We start from the raw sequence: 21,224 nt of genomic DNA, 5'->3' as shown, positions 1-21,224 counted from the left end.
ATGTCTTTATTGCTATTATTTTATACTCTTTAACTGCTCGTAATACTGGTCATCCCAGGCCACCGGTTTAGACATATCTTTAAACCAGTTTGCAAAGCTTTGGGTTAGTTTTTTAACTACTTTTTTATTTGATACGTAGACATCTGTAGACTCAGCAGGGTCTTTTCTTATATTATAAAGTTTAGACGCACCAAATTCCATCATCTGAACAAGTTTCCATTCGCCGCTTCTTACTGCCCAAGCCGGCGGGGCGTTGTCTTTAGGGTAAGGTAATTTTTTTGCGTTTTTATGAGCGCCTCCAGACCTTTCCACATGAGAGCCTGCCCAAAAGATGGATTCGTGAATTTCTTTAGTCTTTTTACTCTTGAATACGGATAAGATATTTTTACCGTCCAATGCAATGTTTTTGGGTAAATCAATATTAGCTGCTGCCAAACTTGTGGTTAGGATATCAAGTGAAAAAACGGTTTCATTACGTACTTGACCAGCTGGAATCACTTTTGGCCATTTCATTAAAAACTGCACGTGGTTCCCTCCCTCCCATTGCTCTCTTTTAAAACCTTTCCAAGGGTCATTACTTCCTTTCCACCAAGATGGCAAACCGCCATTATCACTTAAGAAATATATAAGTGTATTCTCTTCCAAACCATTAGCCTTAAGTGCATCCAATACTTTCCCAACACCTTCATCTAAGGCATCTATCATAGCCATTTGCGTTGCCATTCTCTTAGGGATTCCTTTTTTAATGTATTTGTTTATATAGCTTTCTGGTGCTTGATTTGGTCCGTGAACCGCATTATAAGCTAAATACATGAAGAATGGTTTCTGTTTATGCTTTTCTATAAAACCAACGGCTTCTTCCGTAAATTGAAATGTTAAGTATTTATGCTTTTTAACTTTTGTTTTTCCATCAAAAAGAATGGAGGAGTTAAAGTAATCGGTTTGTGCACTATTAAATCCATAGTACTTGTCAAAACCTCTATCTATTGGGTGCTGCCCTTTTTGCTTAACACCAACATGCCATTTACCAATGGCCGCTGTGGCATAACCAGCTTCTTTAAAATAAGTACCAATGACTTTCTCTGATGCGGGAACGCCCGGGCCTCTTTGGGTATCATAATTAGCATAAATACCAAAACGTTGTTGGTATCTCCCCGTTAGCAAACCTGCTCTTGATGGCCCGCAAACCGAAGCTGTAACATAGCCATCTGTAAACTTCGCACCTTCCTCTGCAATACGGTTTATATTTGGTGTATCTACTTTACTTGATTTATTGGTAAAGGCTCCAGTTGTAGCATAACCCAAATCGTCCGCTAAAATTATAATCACATTTGGCTTATCCTGAGCAGATATGCCCAGGGTAAAAAATTGCACCATAATAATAATGCCAATAGTCAAACATTTTACACTTAATTTATTCATGTTAAAAAATGTATTTTTTGTTCAGTGTAAAATTAATCCTGACCTAAGTAGTAAGAGGTATCAAACCGAATGAATATTATCACATATGAGTTTTATAAAGCTGTATTATGCGAATGAAACAAGGGGCATATAAATTTTGATGGATTATTTTTTTATGCATTAGAATATTCAAAGGTTTACTAATTTCCTCTTAAACTGGCAATATTTGGCCAAAAGATAATTTGGTTTGCAACTTTTGACTATATCATAAAAGTTCATTTGGAACACGCTCAAATTACTACCCAATGCCTAAAACAGAAAGATAAAATTTTTGAAAGTTTTTTCGCTCAATAACCCTTTCACTTTAATTTAAAACTCATTTCTCATTAAATCCAACTCATTTCTTACCTACTTAGTGTTCAGCCGCCTCAGTTTATATAATCAAAAACAATAATTTTATAATTCAAAATTCCACAATCAAATTAATCATTTAATTATCAAACAATTATCAAATTAAATTTCACCTTAAAAGACGTTTTCTCAAACACATTATATAAGAACATCTAACACAAAAAACGAAATAAAAACACCATGACCATGCTATTTCATAAATTAAAATTCATTGCACCATTTCTTGTTTGTCTGTTTTCAACAATTTTTGGAAATACACAAAATAAAGTAAGCACACCTAATATCATTTTAATGATGGCAGATGATTTGGGTTATGGAGATACCGGTTTTAACGGTAATACCATTATTAAAACCCCAAATTTAGATGCCCTGGCAAAAAGAGGTATGATTTTAAATCACTTTTACTCCGGTAATTCCGTTTGTTCACCAACAAGAGGAACGGTACTTACGGGAAGGCACCATGATAGATATGGTATCTACAGCGCAAACAAAGGCCATCTACCAGCCCAAGAAATCACACTTGCCAAGGTTTTAAAAGAAAAAGGTTACACCACAGGTCATTTTGGAAAATGGCATTTAGGAACCCTAAATAAAACAACTTCTGCAAAAGGAAAATCTAGAAAGCCTGCAGACAACTTTGCACCACCTTGGTTACGCAATTACGATGCTAGTTTTGTAACGGAATCTGCTATTAGCACTTGGAATCCTAGTTTAGGGAAACAAGCAAAAAACAATCCATTTTACGAAAATGGTGTTGCCCTAGACCCGAATTCACCAAGCTTATTAGGAGGGGTCTCGCGCGTAGTTATGGACAGAGCTATTCCATTTATGGAAAAAGCCATCAACGATAACAAACCCTTTTTATCTGTAGTTTGGTTTCATGCACCTCATGCAAAAGTTGAAGCCGGCCCTGAATATCTAAAAATGTATGAGGGCTACGGAGAAGCCGCCCACTTTTATGGATGCATCACCGAATTGGATGAACAAGTAGGGCGCATTGTTTCCTTATTAGAAAAAACAGGAGCATTAGATAACACTTTAATATTTTTTTGTTCAGACAATGGTCCAGAAGGAGGTAGTGCAAAAGGTAGAACCGCTGGAACCACCAAAGGTTTAAGAGGAAGAAAGCGTAGCTTATATGATGGCGGTGTTAGAGTACCTGCCTTTGCCGTATGGCCAGGAAAAATAAAATCGGAAACTACGTCTGATGTTATTCTATCTACTTTGGATTATTTCCCTACCATTCAAAATATTGTAGGTTATGATATGCCGGACAACCGTCCTATTGATGGTGAAAACATTCTACCCATTATAATTGGCCATAAAAAACAACGCTCTAAATCTATTCCATTTCGTTATTTTGGTGGTATTTCTTCATTAATTAAAGACAATTACAAACTAGTATTTCCTCATAAAGAATTATACGATTTGTCTAATGACTATGAAGAGAAAAATAATATTGCCTCGCAACACTCCAAAAAAGTAATTGAAATGCAAAATGAATTACTGTCTATTTTTAACAGTATTCAAAAAAGTCATTCGGGAGCCGATTATAATGACCCCTCTTTTAAACCAGTAGACAGTTGGAAAGCCTTAGAAACCAATAAAAATAAATTAGATGAAAAAGGAAGGCTTCAGCAGCTAAAAAAAACGGAAAATAAAAGGAAGCAAAAACAATAAGCGAAATACCGGCATCCACCTCATGAGAAAAAAGTTATTAACCATAAGCGTAATCCTGTTATCACTAACAATAAATGCCCAAAAGTATGAGGCAAATTGGGAGTCTTTACAAAACTACACGGCCCCAGAATGGTATGAAGATGCCAAGTTAGGGTTTTGGGTACATTGGGGCGTATACTCTGTTCCAGCTTTTAAAGGTAATCATGCAGCAGAATGGTATGGCCGATGGATGTATTCTCAACTAGGCCAAAGCTCTAACAACAGTAAGGGGTTGGCAACGCATCTGTACCATAATAAAACCTATGGCAGTCCAGATGAATTTGGATATAAGGATTTCATTCCGATGTTCAAAGCCGAAAACTTTAATGCCAATGAATGGGCAGAACTATGCGTCAGAGGAGGCGCCAAGTTTTTTACCATGATGGGAGCTCACCATGACTCATTTTGTATGTGGGACACCAAATTATCAAAATGGAATTCGGTTAATATGGGCCCAAAAAAAGACTTGGTTGGTGAAATTGCAGAAGCTGTTCGAAAAAAAGGCTTAAAATTTGGGGTTTCCAACCATACCGCTTGGAACTATGATTTCTTTTCCTGGAATCATATTAATAGATACGATGCTATAAATAAAGAAAATGAAGATTTATATGGCAACCCTATCATTCAAAAAAGCGCCGATACCGTAAGATATACCGCAAAAGACACTAAAGCTTCTTGGGTAAAAAAAACCAAACGAAATGAAAATTTTATTAGACCCAGCAAGCGCGATATGGATAGATGGTTAGAAAGAACCAAAGAATTAGCTGGAATGTACAGCCCAGATCTGTACTATTTCGATTGGGGGTTCAACCCGTCTATATGGGATTCTAGAAAACAAGCATTTGGGGCTTTCTATTATAACCATGCAGTGGAAACAGGACAAGGTACTTTTGGGAATCCCGGTGTTGTTCTTAATTACAAAAGCAACGCTTTTAAAGCTGGCACTGCCGTAAAGGATTTTGAAAGAGGCGGTATGAAAACCATAGCAGATATGGTTTGGCAAACCGACGATTGCGTTTATGATGACCACAACTGGGGATTTGTAGCTGGAACACCTATTAAACCAACCAATATGATTGTTGACCAATTAATGGACATCATAAGTAAAAGAGGTGTTTTAATGTTATCATTCGCTCCAAAAGCCGATGGTACTTTCCCAGAAGAACAAAAACAAATGATGTACGAGTTAGGAGATTGGTTGAAAGTTTGTGGAGAAGCCGTTTATAAAACAAGGCCCTATAAAGTCTTTGGTGAAATTGGAAGCAAATGGGAGGAAAGAAATGAAAACAACAACCAATTATACATTGCTACAAAAGAAGACATCCGTTTTACCAGAAATAAGGAAAATAATATTCTTTATGCTACTGTTTTAGAATGGCCGGGAGAAATAATAACCATAAAGTCTTTAGCTGATATTGATGCAAAAAACATCAAGGCCATTAAACTTTTGGGTACCGGGAACAAACTAAAGTTCAAACAAACTAAGAACGGTTTGGAAATTAAAATGCCCAAAAAGCCTTCTTACAACTATGCCTACCCATTGCGCATTACTTTCAAAAACCATATGAACCCCAAACCAGCTAAATAGCATTAACAATTATAAAAGGATGACACGTAACATATTTATAATAATTCTATTGGCCCTACTATTAGTTAACTGTGGCAAGAACCAAAACTCTAAGGAACGATGGACTGCGGAAAGAGCAAATGCATGGTATGACCAATATTCTTTTCTAGCCGGAGGGAATTATGTGCCCGCATCGGCCATCAATCAGTTGGAAATGTGGCAGGAAGATACGTTTGACCAGGAGCGAATTGATTTCGAACTCCAACATACTTCCGAAATAGGTATGAATACCATGCGTGTGTTTTTACATGATTTGGCATGGAAACAGGATAAGGAGGGCTTTTTCTCTAGGGTTGACAAATTTCTAGAAATCTCGGAAAAATATGGTATTAAACCAATGCTGGTGTTTTTTGATGGCGTTTGGAACCCTTATCCAAAAATGGGGAAACAACCAGAACCTACGCCACATACTCATAACTCAGGTTGGGTACAATCACCAGGGCGAGAAATCCTTTCTGATTCCAATAAACAAAATGAATTAAAAGATTACGTACAATCTGTCTTATCTCGATATAAAAATGATGCGCGCATTTTAATATGGGATATGTTCAATGAACCCGACAATGCTAACGCCGGTAATTTTGGAGGCGGCAGTAAAGCGCCAGACTTACCCAGAGAGGAGAAATTAAAACGATCTTTCGAACTACTTCAAAAGTCGTTTGAATGGGCTCGTGAAATAAATCCGTCCCAACCGTTAACCGTCGGTGTTTGGGGCAAACCAACATGGTTGAAAGCCCCCGATGCCATCGAAAAATTCAGCCTTGAAAATTCAGATGTTATTTCATTCCATAGTTATCAAGGGCCGGAAGAAACGAAACGTATGGTCAAGGGATTGCAAAAATACAACCGCCCCATAATGTGTACCGAATATATGGCACGTTCGGTTGGTTCTACTTTTGAAGCTATTTTACCCATTTTCCATAAAAACAATGTCGCAGCCTACAATTGGGGATTGTTTAGTGGTAAATCCCAAACCATTTACCCATGGGATTCGTGGAAGAAAACGTACACCTCTGAACCAGCCCAATGGTTTCACGATGTTTTCAGAAAGGATGGTACTCCTTATAGCCAAAAGGAAATTGACCTTATCAAGGCATTAACAAGTACCAAACCAAAATTTGCAAAACGAAAAAAAACAAACGAACAACCTAACATCATAATATACTTAGCCGACGACCTAGGCTGGAAAGACGTTTCTTTTAACGGTGCCATAGTGGTGAAAACCCCTAACCTGCAAAAATTAGCCAATGAGGGGATGGTTTTTGAAAATGCCTTTATAGCATCGCCTGCTTGTGCTCCTAGTCGTGCCGCTTTGCTAACCGGTTTAATGCCTGCTCGAAACGGAGCTGAGGCCAATCATACCTATCCAGGACCAAACGTAGAAATTCTAACAAAACAACTCCAAAAAAACGGTTATAAAATTTATTCTTTTGGGAAGATTGCCCATGGTAAAAAGGATAACCCACATGGCTGGGAACATTTCCATATTAAATCTGCTAACCTAGATAAAGTTGTTAAGGCGTTTTTCAATGATACTAAAGTAGACGGTCCTATTTGCGTGATGATAGGAGACCGAAGGCCACACGTATCATGGACCAAAGAAAACATATACGCCCCAAACAAAGTAGACTTACCAGATTATTTAATCGACACAAAAGAAACACGGGAACATAGGGGCAGATATTATTCTGATGTAACGGGCTTTGATCAAACTATGGGTAAAAACCTTAAGTTTTTGGAAACCATTTTGGGAGAAAACACCATCACCTTAATGTCAAGCGACCACGGCGCACAATGGCCTTTCGGAAAATGGAATTTATACGATGATGGCATAAGGACGCCTTTGGTGGTAAAATGGAAAGGAAAAATTCCGGAAGGAAAACGCACCAAGGCTATGGTGAGTTGGATTGACATCCTTCCTACCCTACTCGATATTACCGGTTCTCAAACACCAAATGCCTTAGATGGAAAATCGTTTGCAAATGTGCTGACCGGTGAAACGGATGCTTTTAGAAAAGAAATCTTTACTACCCATAGTGGTGACGGCTATTTTAATATCTATCCCATTAGAAGTGTGCGAACCCCGCAATATAAATACATCAAAAACTTACTGCCCGATTACTATCACACCAACCATTCAGACATACTAAGAAACGATGGCGCAGGAGCCTATTGGGATTCATGGGATGAAGTTGCCAAACATGATAAGCGAGCGGCACAAATTGTTTCTAAATATTACCAACGCCCTGCCGAGGAGTTCTATGACCTCAATACAGACCCCAATGAACAAAATAATCTTATCAACGATTCAAACTATAAAGCTGAAATTGAAAGATTAAAGCAAAAACTAAATGACTGGATGGAAACACAAGATGACCAAGAAACCGTTTTTAGAAAACCATACCCATTATCAGAACCAAAACCCAGTAAAGCATTAGTAGAAGGGTTAAAGAGAAAGTAAAAGAATAAGCAATGAAACCAGCATTAATTTTTAAACAGATAAAACTCCAACAATTCCATTCTTTTATAAGCACATTATTGTGGTTGCTTATAGGGACGGCAACAGTAGTAAATGCTCAAAGCAAGCAATCAAACGTTTTAAAACGGCCGAACGTAATCATTATCAATATTGATGATATGGGTTATACCGACCCATCCTGTTACGGAGGTACTGCTTTTAAAACTGAAAATATTGACCAACTTGCAAATGAAGGCATCAAATTCACCAACGGCTATGTTTCTGCCCCAGTATGTTCCCCAAGTCGTCATGGTTTGCTAACCGGCAGCTATCAACAGCGCTTCGGAATTCAGTGGAATCATGATACTTATAAGCTGCAACATCGCGAAAGAGAAACCATTGTACCAAAAGCACACAAACATATTAATCAGGCGTTTTCAGATGCAGGATACGTCACTGCTATTGTAGGTAAATACAATTTGGAAGGATACCCTGAAACGTCTTTCGATTATGAGTTTTCTCTAACCTCGGCAGGAGCAAATTATTTCCCCGAGGCAGATGGGAGCTATAAAGGTGTTGATGGGGTACGCAAACCAAAAGGAGGCTTCCAGATGATGATGTGGGGACCAGAACGCGAAGGCGATGAATATTTAACAGACCGCTGTGGCCGTCAAAGTGTAGAATTCATTCAGAAAAACAAGGACAAGCCGTTCTTCTTATACTTGGCTTTTAATGCCGTACACTCTCCGTTTCATGCAAAAAAATCGCATAAAAAAATGGTCAGTCATTTAAAGTCTGAGGTGATGCAATTATACGCAGCCATGGCCATTTCCATTGATGAAAATATAGGTAGAATCATTGAGGTTCTTGAAAAAGAAAAACTACGTGAAAACACCATCATTGCTTTGGTAAGTGATAACGGTCCTGCCAATCCGGTTCATCTAAACATACCTTCATGGTGGCCTAAAAAAACACCCTATCATCTACTTGGGCAATGCAAGCCTTTAAACGGTTACAAAGGCACTATGTGGGAAGGCGGCATCCGCATTCCATATATTATATCATGGCCTGGTCAATTGCAATATGGTAAAGTAATTGACAACCCTGTTTCTACATTAGACCTGTACCCAACACTTTGCGCAGCGGCTGATGTAAAAACCCCGGAATACACAAATTTAGATGGCGTGAACCTACTTCCCTGGATGCGTGGAGATTATAAAGAAGACCCACATAAGGCCCTGTTTTGGTACGCTAACCGCATGGGGGCTGCCCGAATGGAGAAATGGAAATTGCTTATAGAAGACAATAAACATTATTTATTCGATTTAGAAAACGATATTGGTGAAACCACCAACGTTATGAAACAGAACCCAGAAGTTATGGATGAAATCTTTGGAGCGTATATCAACTTTCGTAATGAAATGCCTGCCGCCCGTAACCCTTTTCTGCGCCCAATAGATATTAGACACGCTGATGTGAAAAACTTAGACCCTAAAGACGGAAACTAAAGATTAATAAAAAAAACTATGCAAAATAAACTCATTCTTTCCCTATTAATCCTGATGGTATCAGGTTTTAGCCTTAATGCCCAAAGCCCAATCGATTTTTCTAAAATTGATAAAAAGAAAATTGTTTCGGACCCTTCGGTTCAATGGACACAATTTGGTCCCGGAAGTGCCGGTAACAACTATCACATCTATTGGCACCCCACCGACCCCAACACCGTATTTCATGGTCCTAATATGGGGAACTCGTACCGCTCCACAAACCGTGGAGAAACCTATACAGGAGTCATGGACCCGGACGGACCTGGATATAGGTCATGGGAAAGAGGCCCCGTAGAGATTTATTCTCCAGAGTTTTCTCATCAAGATGAAAATTTTGGTATCTGTACCATGGAAGGTGCTTCACATATCTATACCACAACTAATAAAGGGCTTACATGGGAAAAGAACGATGCCATAAGCTCACAATTTAAGGGCATTCACATAAACACTATTGAGGTAGACCCTACGGATGATAATATTTGGTATGCCGGTTCCGGAAACATTCGTGACTTTAATCACTTTTTCCATACTTATAAAAACCCGCATGGTGTATTTGGAAGTAAAACCGTAGTTGGAAAAGGCAGTGATGGTAAGGTAGATTATGGCCACAAATCCAGAATATGGAAAAGTACAGACAAGGGACAAACTTGGAAAGATATTACACCTAAAGGCATAGCGCCTTTAGCTCAGATTACCCGCATTTTTGTACACCCCGGCAAACCTAATGTGCTTTTTACGCCAACAACTTACGGTTTTTATAAAAGCACCAATGCCGGTAAAACATGGCAGTTAAAAAAAGAGGTTGGTTTTGATAATAACATCATCCGTTCCATGGATATGCATTTCGATACCAAAACGAAAAAGGTAACATTATATGCCATTGATTTGGTTAAATATATTCCTAACGGAAAATCGATGACCTATAATGGCGGTATTTACAAAAGTACCGACGAGGGTGAGCGTTGGACAAACATAAACCACAATATGCCATTGGAAAAGGCGGTACTTAAAAGTGCTCCTATCAAAAAATCGTATTACAAAATAGCCTTGAGCAAGTGGTTTGGGAAAACCGATAAGGAAGTTACAAAACTTTACCCTGAACTACCCGAAAAAATGATGCATTCGGTTAGCTTGATTCGAGTCAACCCTAAAAACCCGGACCATGTTTTGGTAATAAACAACTACAAATCGCAATTTACATTTCAGGGCGGTATGTTATGGCGAACCGACAACGGTGGAAAAGACTGGTACGTAACTCTGCGTAATGGCAAAAATTGGGAAGGCAAAGACAAAGTGCTTTGGCAAGCTCGTGGCAATGAAACATCTCACAACGTTAATTGGGTTAGTCAAGGTGAATGGGAAAAACGCGATTTATATGATCGCAAAGCAGGGGCTGTTGTCGAGTTCAATAGTGATGGTACCACCATTATGTGTCAGGTGGCCAAAGTAGTTTGTGTATCCAACAACAATGGCGATAGCTGGTTGGAAAACGACGAAAAAGAAACAGTACTTGGTTCACATCATTGGGTGGGCGCCGGTGATAGTAACCTACCCGGAGCAGAGCTAGTACAGGATATGCGATTGAAAAACCATTTTTACCTGTGTTCTGGTGAAAACAGTATTTGGAAAACAACTAATGACGGTGATTTAGTCCGTCCAGGAGCTCAGGCAGTTTACAAATTGAGTATCCCAAACAAAGAGAAACCTGCAGAATGTTCTGTAGGCACCATGGCCATCCACCCTAGAGACACTAATACCCTTTATTCACTGCATTTCCGCCAAGCCTTTTTCGGTAAGCTAATGAAATCGACAAATGCCGGTGAAACTTGGGAACCCCATGGTTCCTTATTCAATCCTAAAGCATTTGGAAACCCCGTAAGTATGAGCATTCCGCAGAACCATTTGCGCATTGACCCGGATTACCCAAATCGCTTTTACTGCGTGATTGCCAAAAAACGAGTTACCAGTGGTGGCGGTGGTGGTAGAGTTGGGAAATTCAAAGCCTATGGTGTCTATCGCTCTACCGACGGTGGTGTAAACTTTCAGATAATAAACAAGGGGCTTCCCGCAAAAGGAAACGTACAAAAATTAGAACTGGACCCAAACAACAAAGGCGTGGTTTATGCGGCGGTATCAGGCTCGAAAAATGCCCCAGGTGGGGTTTATAAATTAGAAGACGGAGCGAACGAATGGCAAGCCATTTCAATTCCTAAAGGCATGATAAGTGTAAACGATTTATATTTTTCAACAGATAATGAATTGTATATCTCCGGAGGCACTTGGGGAGGTAAAGCTAATGCTGGCGGGGTTTGGTCCTATGGTAAAGGAAAAAAATGGAAACAGGTATTTCCGTATAGCTTTACCAACCACATTCGGGTGGCGAAATACGACCCTAAGGTTTTGTTACTTACCATTCCATCTCATGCCGCTCCAGGCATTCTGAATCCTGGTATTTATCGTTCCCTGGATAAGGGTAAAACCTGGGCAAAAATTAACGCCGGTAATATTCAGTCAGACCGTATAGTCGATATTCAAATTGATTACCACAATCCCGGTATTTACTGGTGCTCTACTTACGGAGCAGGGTTTTACAAGGCTATTGATAAAAACTAATTAATAAATAAAAGTTTTGAATCATTATCATAACATACTACAAACCCTCATGCTTTTTGTTCTTGCTGCTATTTCAGGCCACATATCTGCACAGAATGAAAAACCAGATAGCCTGAGCGAGTCGAAGCCCAATATCATTCTTATCATGGCCGACGACCAAGGATGGGGCCAAACCGGATATTACGACCACCCTATCCTTAAAACACCAAACCTGAATGACATGGCAAATAATGGTTTGCAATTTAATCGGTTCTATGCCGGGGCCCCAGTATGTTCTCCAACAAGGGCAAGTGTGTTAACTGGGCGCTCTAATGATAGATCAGCCGTCTATACACATGGTTATGCCTTAAGAAGGCAGGAAAAAACGATTGCTCAAGCCCTTAAAAATGCTGGTTACAAAACAGCTCATTTTGGAAAATGGCACTTGAACGGATTACAGGGTCCCGGTGTTCCTATTTTTAAAAGTGACAAGTGTAGCCCGGGCGCATTTGGGTTCGATTACTGGCTGTCAACCTCGAACTACTTCGACATAAACCCAATAATGAGCAGAAACGGAAATTTTGAAGAAATACAAGGCGAATCGTCTGCTATAATAGTTAATGAAGCACTGCAGTTTATGGAACGTGAAAAGAATAACGACCAACCTTTGTTTGTGGTTATTTGGTATGGAAGTCCGCATGGGCCATGGAAAGCGGAAGAAAGGGCTAAAAAAGGGTTTGAAGATTTAAAAGCAACACATCAAGAGCATTATGGTGAGCTGGTTGCCATGGATGAAAGTGTTGGCTCACTCCGTAAGGGCCTCCGTAACATGGGAATAGGGCACAATACTTTGGTTTGGTTTAATAGTGATAATGGTGGCTTAAAAGCTTTTGGCCCTGAAACCGTAAATGGGCTAAAAGGCTATAAAGGCGAAATGTATGAAGGTGGGCTTCGGGTACCAGCAATTATAGAATGGCCTGCAATGATAAAAAAAGGACAAATCACTGATTTTCCAGCTGTTACCATGGATATATTTCCAACTGTAGCAGATATTATAGGGCTGCCCAATTCCAGCATGGTTCACCCTATTGACGGAACCAGCTTAAAGCCATTGTTTCAAAAAGATATAAAATCAAGAACAAAACCCATTCCGTTTAGAATGAGAGCGGAAGGCGCTTGGATAGATAACCATTACAAACTAGTCATAAAAGATATTGACAAAAGCAGCTACGAATTATACCATTTAAAGACAGATCCTGATGAATCTGACAACTTAATCGATAGGGAAACTGAAATAGCTCATAACATGATAAAAGCTTTCTCAGAATGGCATAGTTCCGTTGAAAGCAGTGTGAAAGGCAACGATTATGCCGGAGGGCTTTCCCAACCAGATATTGGGCGTATATTATGGACAAAATCCCCAGAATACCTGCCCTATTTTAAAGCATGGAGCAAACGCCCAGAATACAAAAAGAAACTTAAAAAATTTAACCAAGAATAGTTCATAAAATATAATTATGAAAACCAAAATAACAATGAACATTAAAAAAACTGTACTCAATTGCCTGTTTGCATTGGGATTCATTTTCTTGACACCAACTTCAAAAGCGCAATCCGGAGCATCTGTAGAGCGTCCAAATATACTCTGGCTAACTTGCGAAGACAACAGTGCTAGTTGGTTGGGCTGCTATGGCAATGGGAATGCTACAACCCCTAACATAGACAAATTCGCAACAGAGGGGTTTCAATACATGCATGCTTATGCCTCTGGCCCCGTTTGTGCACCGTCACGCAGTACCTGGATAACCGGGGTAAATGCTGTATCTATGGGAACACACCCAATGCGTTGTTCTTACGATATTCCTCATGATAAAATCAAATATTACCCGGACTTCTTGAAAGAAAGGGGATATTATACTGGTAATTTTTACAAAACTGATTATAATATCGGTAGCCGTAAAGACGGTGAATGTTGGGACCAAAGTAGCAGAAAAGTGCCACCTAATTGGAACGATCTAAAACAGCAACAGCCATTTTTTCAGGTGTTTAACTTAAAAAAATCGCATGAAAGCAACGCCTTTGGTGATGTTAGTAACACCAAACATGATCCTAAAAAGGTAAAACTGGCGGAATATCATCCTGATGTTCCGGGTATGCGTGAAAACTATGCGCTCTACCATGATGCCATGGAAATCATGGACAGTGATTTTGGCAAAGTCATTAAAAACCTTAAAGAAACTGGATTGTATGAGAATACCATTATTATTTATAACTCTGACCACGGTGGTGTGTTACCACGAAGTAAACGCTACTTATTTCAGAACACACTTCACTGTCCACTAATCATCCGCATACCTGAAAAATATAAACACTTGTGGCCTGCAGACAAACCGGGGACACAAATAAACCGTTTGGTAAGCTTCGTAGACATGCCAAAAACCTGGTTGAGTATTACAGGGGCAACAGTACCTGATTACATGCAAGGAAAAATATTCCTTGGCCCGCAAACAGAGCCTGAACAAGAATATCACTTTGCTTTCCGCGGACGCGCTGACGAGCGCATCGATAATGCCCGAGCCGTTTCAGACAAACGTTACCTGTACATTCGAAGTTACATGCCATACACACCATGGATGCAGCATTTGGATTATATGTGGAACATGGAAGCCGCCAAGGTTTGGGAAAAAGCCATAGCCGATGGTACTGCGAACGACATTCAGGCTAAATTTTTCGCTCCAAGAGGAGCCAGCGAAGAACTTTATGACATGTATAATGACCCTGATAATGTCAATAACCTGGCAACGAACCCTAAATATAGTAAGGTTCTTAATAAAATGCGCCAACGTATGCGCCAGAAACAGGAAGCGATTTACGATGTCGGCCTTATTCCGGAAACAGAGTGTGTACGTATGGCAAAAGAAAACAACACCACCATGTATGAGATGGCACGTAACCCAAAACTTTACAATGTACCGGTACTGTTGGATGCATCCAACTTGGCTCTGGAACAAAACCAGAACAACCAAGACGAGTTATTCAAAATGCTAGACAGTAAAAATCTTGGAATGCGTTATTGGGGCATAGTTGGTTCTTTTCTTTTAAACAACAAAGCAGCGGGATTAAAAGCCCTAAATGATGAATCCCATGAAATTCGAGCCATGGCAGCCTGGCTTCTCATCCGTACTGGTGAAAAGGAAAAGGGCATGGCATGCCTTAAGGATTTAATTAACCAAAATTCTTATGCCATTCTAATGGTCCTAAATATTGTTGACTGGTTAGGTGAAGATGGTCGAAATCTCATGCCTTACGTACGTCAATTAAAAATGAATAAAAAAGAGGTTGTTAAAAGGCCCGGTAAAACCAAAATTATTGTAGACTACCCGGGAAGGATGCAGCTAAACCTCTATGAGCGTTTTGGCGAATAATTTTCAGAAAAACAATAAAAGAATTTCTTGAAACCAACTATCCCCAGGGCAAGCCACAGGGGTGTTTCGCTGGCTTCATTTTTGGCCTCAGAGCCAAAAACCGAAATTCTGTTATTTAGATTCCCGTTTTCACGGGAATGACAATTTCAGCGGAAACCCCGCCGCAAGCATCGGGGAATTCTTTTCGATTAAAAACATTAAACTTATGATATTAAAATCATTCAGAAACGTAACTCTTTGTTCAATAATAGCTGTTTTCTCGATATCCGTCAGAGCACAACAAATTACTTCAATTGAAAATGAATTTATCAAAGTAGAAATCAGTTCTCGTGGTGGAGAAATACAAAGCGTTACATCAAAAAAGACTGGAAAACAATACATACATAACGATAAAAAGATATGGAAAAACAAAGCGCCTTTGATGTTTCCTGTTGCCGTTCGATATAAAGATAATGCGTACACATATAAGGGGCAGCACTACACAATGCCTACGATGGGATTGTTAATGAGAAGCCAAATTGAAGTAAAAAAAACGAGTCCCTCCAGTGCATCCTGTACGTTTCAATCTTCGGCAAAAACTAAAAAAAACTACCCTTTTGATTTTAGTTTAACGATAGTTTATAAACTAGAAGAAAACGAGCTCATACATGAGTTTATAATTGAGAATTTAAGTAACGATTTCATGTATTATGATTTGGGCGGGCACCCTATTTTTGCCCTGTCTTTGGGAGACAACAAAACACGGGAAGATTATCAATTTACATTTTCAAAACCCGTAACGATAAAGCGTCACCCCATTGTAAAGGCTTTAAAACAAACATCGGCTCTTTCATTTCTAAAAAATGACACCGCCTTAGACATTGATGATCAGCGGATGCCTAAACAAGGCGGTATATTATTGCTCGATTTTCCTAAAACCACTGTTGTAGGTATCGCAGAAAAAGGGAAAAAACCATTTATTGAAATCAATATTGGTAATTTCAACAATCTAAACCTTTGGGCTCCTAACGATAAGCCAATACTTGCTATTGAACCTATGATCGGACACCATGACGGGCAAGAATCGCCTTTGGCCATTGAAGAAAAACCACAAGTGGCCACGCTAAAACCAAAGGAAATAAAATCCTGCCATTTTTCGCTATTTATATATTAGCTAAGTATCCTGAAGGATGCAGCGGTTAAATCTATTTGCCCCTTTTGGTTAACAAGATAAAACAAACGCTTGGTATTGAATGATAAATATAACAGTACCAAGCGTTTACTATGTCAGGTCAATTTAGTCTAAAGCTCCTTAATCCAAATATTTTTAAATTGAACCAAACTTGCCGTAGGCCCTAGCTTACCATCTTTACTTCTCTTTCCATGGTGTTGTAAGGCTATTTCCCCTTCTACATCCAAACCAGGATATAACGCATTATCTATTACAATAATACCATTATTCACAACAGTGATTCTATTTCCTTTAACATAAACATCCATAGCATTCCATGATCCAACAGGGTTATCCTGATTAGATGTTGGCACCGCTCCTGCTCGTACTTCTGAAGGTAATTTTTTGTTGTTTCTAACATGCCATAATTCTCCCGAACCAACATCCCAACACCAAAGGTTTACTTGTCCAACACCCTTAAGCAATATTCCTGAATCTGCATTTGGCTTCATTCTAACCACCTTTTCTCCATGCTCATCAAGAACATAATCACCGTTAGGTAAAATTATAGGCATTTTGTAAAACGAGCCACCATATCCTTTAAAACGCCACTCTATATGTAGTGCAAAGTCTTTATATTTTTTCTTTGTAGTTAAGTGTCTTTTTGCCTTTTGCTTATCACTATAGGTTAAAGCACAATCAATAGTACCTTGAAACACAGACCAACTATTATTATTTTCTTCCGGTATTACCCAGTTAGATAAATCTTTACCGTTAAATAAAGAAGTATAGCCCTGAGATTTGTAAAAATCCGTTTTTTGTGCCCATACTGATGCTGTTATAAATGAGAACACTAACAGGATTCTCAATACATATTTATTTGAATTCATATTTAATTTAGGTTTTTAATAACGTATTATAACTATTTCCAAAGGTTTTCACCATAGGCCCAACCTTCTCTAGAGGCTTCTTTAATGTAATCATTCAGTGCAGGTTGATTGGTTATTTTCATGTTTTCCGCATCGTATTCAATTTTAGTATTAAAACGTTGCGCCATAGCACCAAGTAAAGCAACCTCTGTTAAATCGGCACCATACTCAAAACTAGATCCTGGTTTAGGACCTTTTCCTCTAATGGCATCCATAAACTCATCATGAGGACTTTCTCTGGGTATACGTCTTATACTCTCTTTCCAACCTTTATTTTTGAAAGACTGCCATTCAGCTTCCGGCATTAAAATTTTAGGATCGTATGGTTTTCCACTTGTGTAAACAGATTGTTTGTCCCCTACCATGATCATACCGCTTTTAGGCATTTTTTCAAAATGCCATTCTGGTTTGTTCTTTGGTCTTTTGCCCCCTTCATACCAATACAACGTTACGGCAGATTTGTCTCCTCTTTTAGGAAATTCATATTTTAAAACAGATTGGTCTGGAAGAAAGTCAGTGGGTCTTGGGCTTAATTTAGAATGTACAGGTTCAATTGATGTTGGCATTCCCAGATCTAATGTCCAAAACGGTGCATCCAGGGTATGACAACCCCAGTCTCCCAACATTCCTGTACCCAATTCAAAGTAAGAACGCCAAAATCTAGGTAAATAATAGTGGCTATAAGCGCGATCTTTTGCTGGCCCTAACCATAAATCCCAGGCCAATGTATCACGAACTGGTTCTTCTATAGGCGGATAGTTAGTTGGTTTGTGAAAATAGCCTTTCTCACTAAACTTAGGGCCATTGAACCAAGCATGTACTTCTTTAACATCGCCTACTAAACCTAAATTATACCATTCCTTTACACTTCTAATACCATTAGAGGCATGCCCTTGGTTACCCATTTGTGTTACAACGCCATAATATTCAGCTGCTTTTTTAAGTGTTCTAAGTTGCCAAATATTATGTGCCAAAGGTTTTTCAACATAAACATGCTTCCCCATCTCCATAGCAGCCATGGTAGCGGCAAAATGTGTATGGTCTGGCGTAGATACAATGACTGCATCAATTTCCTTATGCATTTTATCTAGCATGACCCTGAAGTCTTTGAACCTTTTAGCCTTAGGCATCATATTATGAGCTTTGGCTGCAACTTTGTCATCAACATCACACATGGCTACGATTCTAACATGAGGATAGGGTTCTCTCTCGCCTTCTGGTTCCAATCCTGCTTTAATACGTCTGTTGTCTACTCGTATTCCCAACATTTGGGTCCAGTTGTTCATACCCCTTCCGCTAACACCCACAACTGCAACATTAACAACGTTATTGGGAGATGCGCTTATTAAATGCGGCAAAATAGCTACCCCAGCTGCCGCTGTGGCTGAAGTTTGTATAAAATGCCTTCTAGATATTGAGTTTTTCATTTTTAAAATTATTTACTTATAAATTATTCTCAGTTTTTTAAACAAAATGTAATCTTTTACTAAAAGGATTTTAGAACAATTGTGTTTCCTTCTACTCCATCGGAAGTCACATTAATTTTTATTTCCCCTGTTTCTTTGGTCGATTTTATAATCGCCAATGCTTTGCCATTAAAAGCCGAAATGCTATTGGATTGAAACTTCTCCAACCCCATATTATTACCATTTCCAACACCGGCAACAACTGCTGGACCATCAATTACAAATTCCAATTTATTATTGGCTGTAGGCACCTCAATACCATCTTTATCAACAATTGTACATTCTACATAAATAACATCTTGGGCATTCGCTTTCATTTCAGAACAACGGCTTTCCACTTTAATTTTTGCAGGAACTCCAGCTGTTTTTACAATTTTTTCTGAATGAGGCTTTCCATTTAAATAAGAAACCGCTTTTAATTCTCCGGGTTGGTAAACAACATCCCAACTTTGATATTCTACACTGTTAATATCATTTTTGCGTTTCCCTAATGACTTTCCGTCTTGGAATAACTCAACGGCATCGCCATTGGTAAACCCATAAACTGTTACTTTTTTGCCTTCCATCCCTTTTAAATTCCAATGTGGAAAAATATGCACCATAGGTTTATCTGCCCACTGGCTTTGATAGAAATAGTAACCATCTTTAGGAAAACCTGCCAAGTCAATTGGTGCGAAAGAAGATGAACGTGCAGGCCAACCAAATGGAATGGTCTCTCCTAAATAATCCCAACCTGTCCATATAAAGATGCCGCTCACATTAGCATCCTGCTTTGCTAAATTCCAAGCCTCCATACCTGGAATCCCCCTAATATCTCTATCTTCAACCCAATCATAAGCTTCATCAATCTTATAACCGAACTTATCCCACCAAGCTTTTTTAGCGTCTCCAAATAAATAAGTACCTCTTGGATAAAAGCTCTGTGCCGATTGGTGTTCTGTAAACACCGACATTTTATCAGGGTTTAGGTTTTGTTCATGATTCAAACGTTTTTCCAATATATAGTTATACCCCAATACATCGCTGGTTCTTATAGCTTCTTGCAAAGGCCCGGCATCCATTTTTTTTGGATTATACCCATTAACACCATTTGTTACCGGACGGTAGTCTAACTCATGTACTATAGCTGCCAATCGGTTGGCTATAGGAATACCATCTGGCACCCTCATTTCCTTAATTTCATTACCAATACTCCACATGATGACCGATGGGTGATTACGGTCTTTTAAAAGAAAGTCTCTTAAATCCCTATCTGCCCATTCCTTGAACTTATGCGCATAAAACTTTACAGGAATGCGCTTTTTTTTCCCATCTTGAACAGTGGTTGGGTTTTTAGCGATTTCCCATTCATCAAAACATTCGTTCATTACTAAAAACCCCATACGATCACATACATCCATAAACTCTTCTGAAAAAGGATTATGAGCCGTTCTCACGGCATTACAACCCATTTCGCGAAGTTTTTCCAACTGACGCTCTACGGTACGTTCGTAAATAGCTGCACCTAAAGGGCCTCCCGCATGGTGCAAGCAAACACCCTTTAACTTAGTTGGTTTTCCGTTTAATTTAAAACCTTCAGCAGCACTGTACTCTAGAGTTCTAATTCCTGTGGTGTTTGTTTCCTCATAAACCACTTTGTTTTCAGAAATCAACTCTGTCTTTATTGTATAAAGATTGGGTTTTTCTTGACTCCAAATTTTAGGGTTTTTAATGACTACAATTGTATTTATTTTTGCCTCCGAATTGGCTTTTAATGATTTAGAAGTACTCGTTTCCGCCACAACATTTCCATTGGCATCAATTGCAAATTGCTTAACGGTAATTTCTTTTGGTTGAGAAAAATCGTTTTTAACAGTGGTCTCAATTTTGATATCTGCCGATTCGTCCGAATAGTTATCAGCTACGATATAATTCCCCCAAACCGGCACAAAAATCTTTTCTGTTGTTATTAGTTTAACATGGCGATAAATACCTGTGCCGGTATACCAGCGCGACCCGGGCTGCTCAGAATTATCTAAAGTCACCGTGATAACATTTTCTTCACCAAAATTTATGTAGTCAGTCATATCGTAGTGAAAAGCGATATAACCCAGTGGGCGTTTCCCCAAACTATGTCCGTTGATAAACACTTCAGAATTTCTATAGGCACCGTCAAAATAGATTACGAAACGCTTATCTTTTTTATTGGCATCAACCATGAACGTTTTTCGATAAACTACCTTACCAGCAGGTAACCAAGCACCTCTTGAAAAAGACGGGTTGTCTTTACTAAATTCGCCTTCAATACTCCAATCATGTGGTAAGTCCACATCGCGCCATTTTGAATCATCAAAGGTTAGAGCTTCTGCTCCTTCAACTGCTCCTGCATAAAATTTCCATCCGAAGTCAAAATTTTCTTTTGTGTTTTTAAACAGATTTGCATCACTTGAATTTGCACATCCAGCCAGCGCAATTACAATAAATAAAATTAGTGGTTTTATAAGGTTTGTCATTTTTTAA

The 21,224-nt window shown here is 39.0% G+C and carries 12 protein-coding genes; 8 read left to right on the top strand and 4 right to left on the bottom strand.

Features of this window, described 5'->3' with window-relative positions; all coding sequences use genetic code 11:
* Positions 1 to 15: 15 nt before the first annotated feature.
* The gene (locus Q0983_RS16565; protein ID WP_299555874.1) at positions 16 to 1,422 is read right to left on the bottom strand and encodes a sulfatase-like hydrolase/transferase; all 1,407 of its coding nucleotides are present in this window, start codon (positions 1,420 to 1,422) and stop codon (positions 16 to 18) included.
* Between the two features lie 576 nt (positions 1,423 to 1,998).
* On the opposite strand from Q0983_RS16565, the gene Q0983_RS16560 reads away from it, so the two are divergent.
* The 8 genes from Q0983_RS16560 (at position 1,999) to Q0983_RS16525 (ending at position 16,333) form a co-directional block, all read left to right on the top strand.
* Entirely contained in the window at positions 1,999 to 3,492 is a 1,494-nt protein-coding gene (locus Q0983_RS16560) for a sulfatase-like hydrolase/transferase (protein ID WP_299555872.1), read from the top strand.
* Between the two features lie 22 nt (positions 3,493 to 3,514).
* A complete protein-coding gene (locus Q0983_RS16555; protein ID WP_299555870.1) occupies positions 3,515 to 5,119 on the top strand; it encodes an alpha-L-fucosidase in 1,605 nt (534 codons plus the stop codon).
* A 19-nt stretch (positions 5,120 to 5,138) separates the two neighbouring features.
* Positions 5,139 to 7,619: a sulfatase-like hydrolase/transferase gene (locus tag Q0983_RS16550; protein ID WP_299555868.1), complete on the top strand. Its 2,481-nt coding sequence runs from the start codon at positions 5,139 to 5,141 to the stop codon at positions 7,617 to 7,619.
* An 11-nt stretch (positions 7,620 to 7,630) separates the two neighbouring features.
* Complete coding sequence (locus Q0983_RS16545) at positions 7,631 to 9,124, top strand: sulfatase-like hydrolase/transferase (RefSeq protein ID WP_299555866.1); 1,494 nt, start codon at positions 7,631 to 7,633, stop codon at positions 9,122 to 9,124.
* 18 nt (positions 9,125 to 9,142) lie between these two features.
* Positions 9,143 to 11,776: a hypothetical protein gene (locus tag Q0983_RS16540; protein ID WP_299555864.1), complete on the top strand. Its 2,634-nt coding sequence runs from the start codon at positions 9,143 to 9,145 to the stop codon at positions 11,774 to 11,776.
* 49 nt (positions 11,777 to 11,825) lie between these two features.
* Entirely contained in the window at positions 11,826 to 13,256 is a 1,431-nt protein-coding gene (locus Q0983_RS16535; RefSeq protein WP_299555862.1) for a sulfatase-like hydrolase/transferase, read from the top strand.
* A 34-nt stretch (positions 13,257 to 13,290) separates the two neighbouring features.
* A complete protein-coding gene (locus Q0983_RS16530; protein WP_299555860.1) occupies positions 13,291 to 15,180 on the top strand; it encodes a sulfatase in 1,890 nt (629 codons plus the stop codon).
* A gap of 205 nt (positions 15,181 to 15,385) precedes the next feature.
* Positions 15,386 to 16,333 carry a hypothetical protein gene (locus Q0983_RS16525; protein ID WP_299555858.1) on the top strand — a complete coding sequence of 316 codons (948 nt, stop codon included), beginning with the start codon at positions 15,386 to 15,388 and terminating at the stop codon, positions 16,331 to 16,333.
* Positions 16,334 to 16,461: 128 nt separating this feature from the next.
* Here the strand turns inward: Q0983_RS16525 and Q0983_RS16520 are convergent, their stop codons facing one another.
* The 3 genes from Q0983_RS16520 to Q0983_RS16510 are packed head-to-tail and all read right to left on the bottom strand — an operon-like array spanning position 16,462 to position 21,217.
* Positions 16,462 to 17,220, bottom strand: coding sequence for a DUF1080 domain-containing protein (locus Q0983_RS16520; RefSeq protein ID WP_299555856.1), 759 nt, complete (start codon positions 17,218 to 17,220; stop codon positions 16,462 to 16,464).
* Positions 17,221 to 17,252: 32 nt separating this feature from the next.
* Positions 17,253 to 18,686 (bottom strand): Gfo/Idh/MocA family oxidoreductase, encoded by a 1,434-nt coding sequence (locus Q0983_RS16515; RefSeq protein WP_299555854.1) that lies wholly within the window; start codon positions 18,684 to 18,686, stop codon positions 17,253 to 17,255.
* Between the two features lie 59 nt (positions 18,687 to 18,745).
* The gene (locus Q0983_RS16510) at positions 18,746 to 21,217 is read right to left on the bottom strand and encodes a glycoside hydrolase family 2 TIM barrel-domain containing protein (RefSeq protein ID WP_299555852.1); all 2,472 of its coding nucleotides are present in this window, start codon (positions 21,215 to 21,217) and stop codon (positions 18,746 to 18,748) included.
* Positions 21,218 to 21,224: the final 7 nt, after the last annotated feature.

It is taken from the genome of Seonamhaeicola sp., assembly GCF_028281565.1.
Classification (GTDB): domain Bacteria; phylum Bacteroidota; class Bacteroidia; order Flavobacteriales; family Flavobacteriaceae; genus Seonamhaeicola.
The sequence above is the reverse complement of the archived record's forward strand: the minus strand, read 5'-3'. Positions and strand labels throughout refer to the sequence as shown.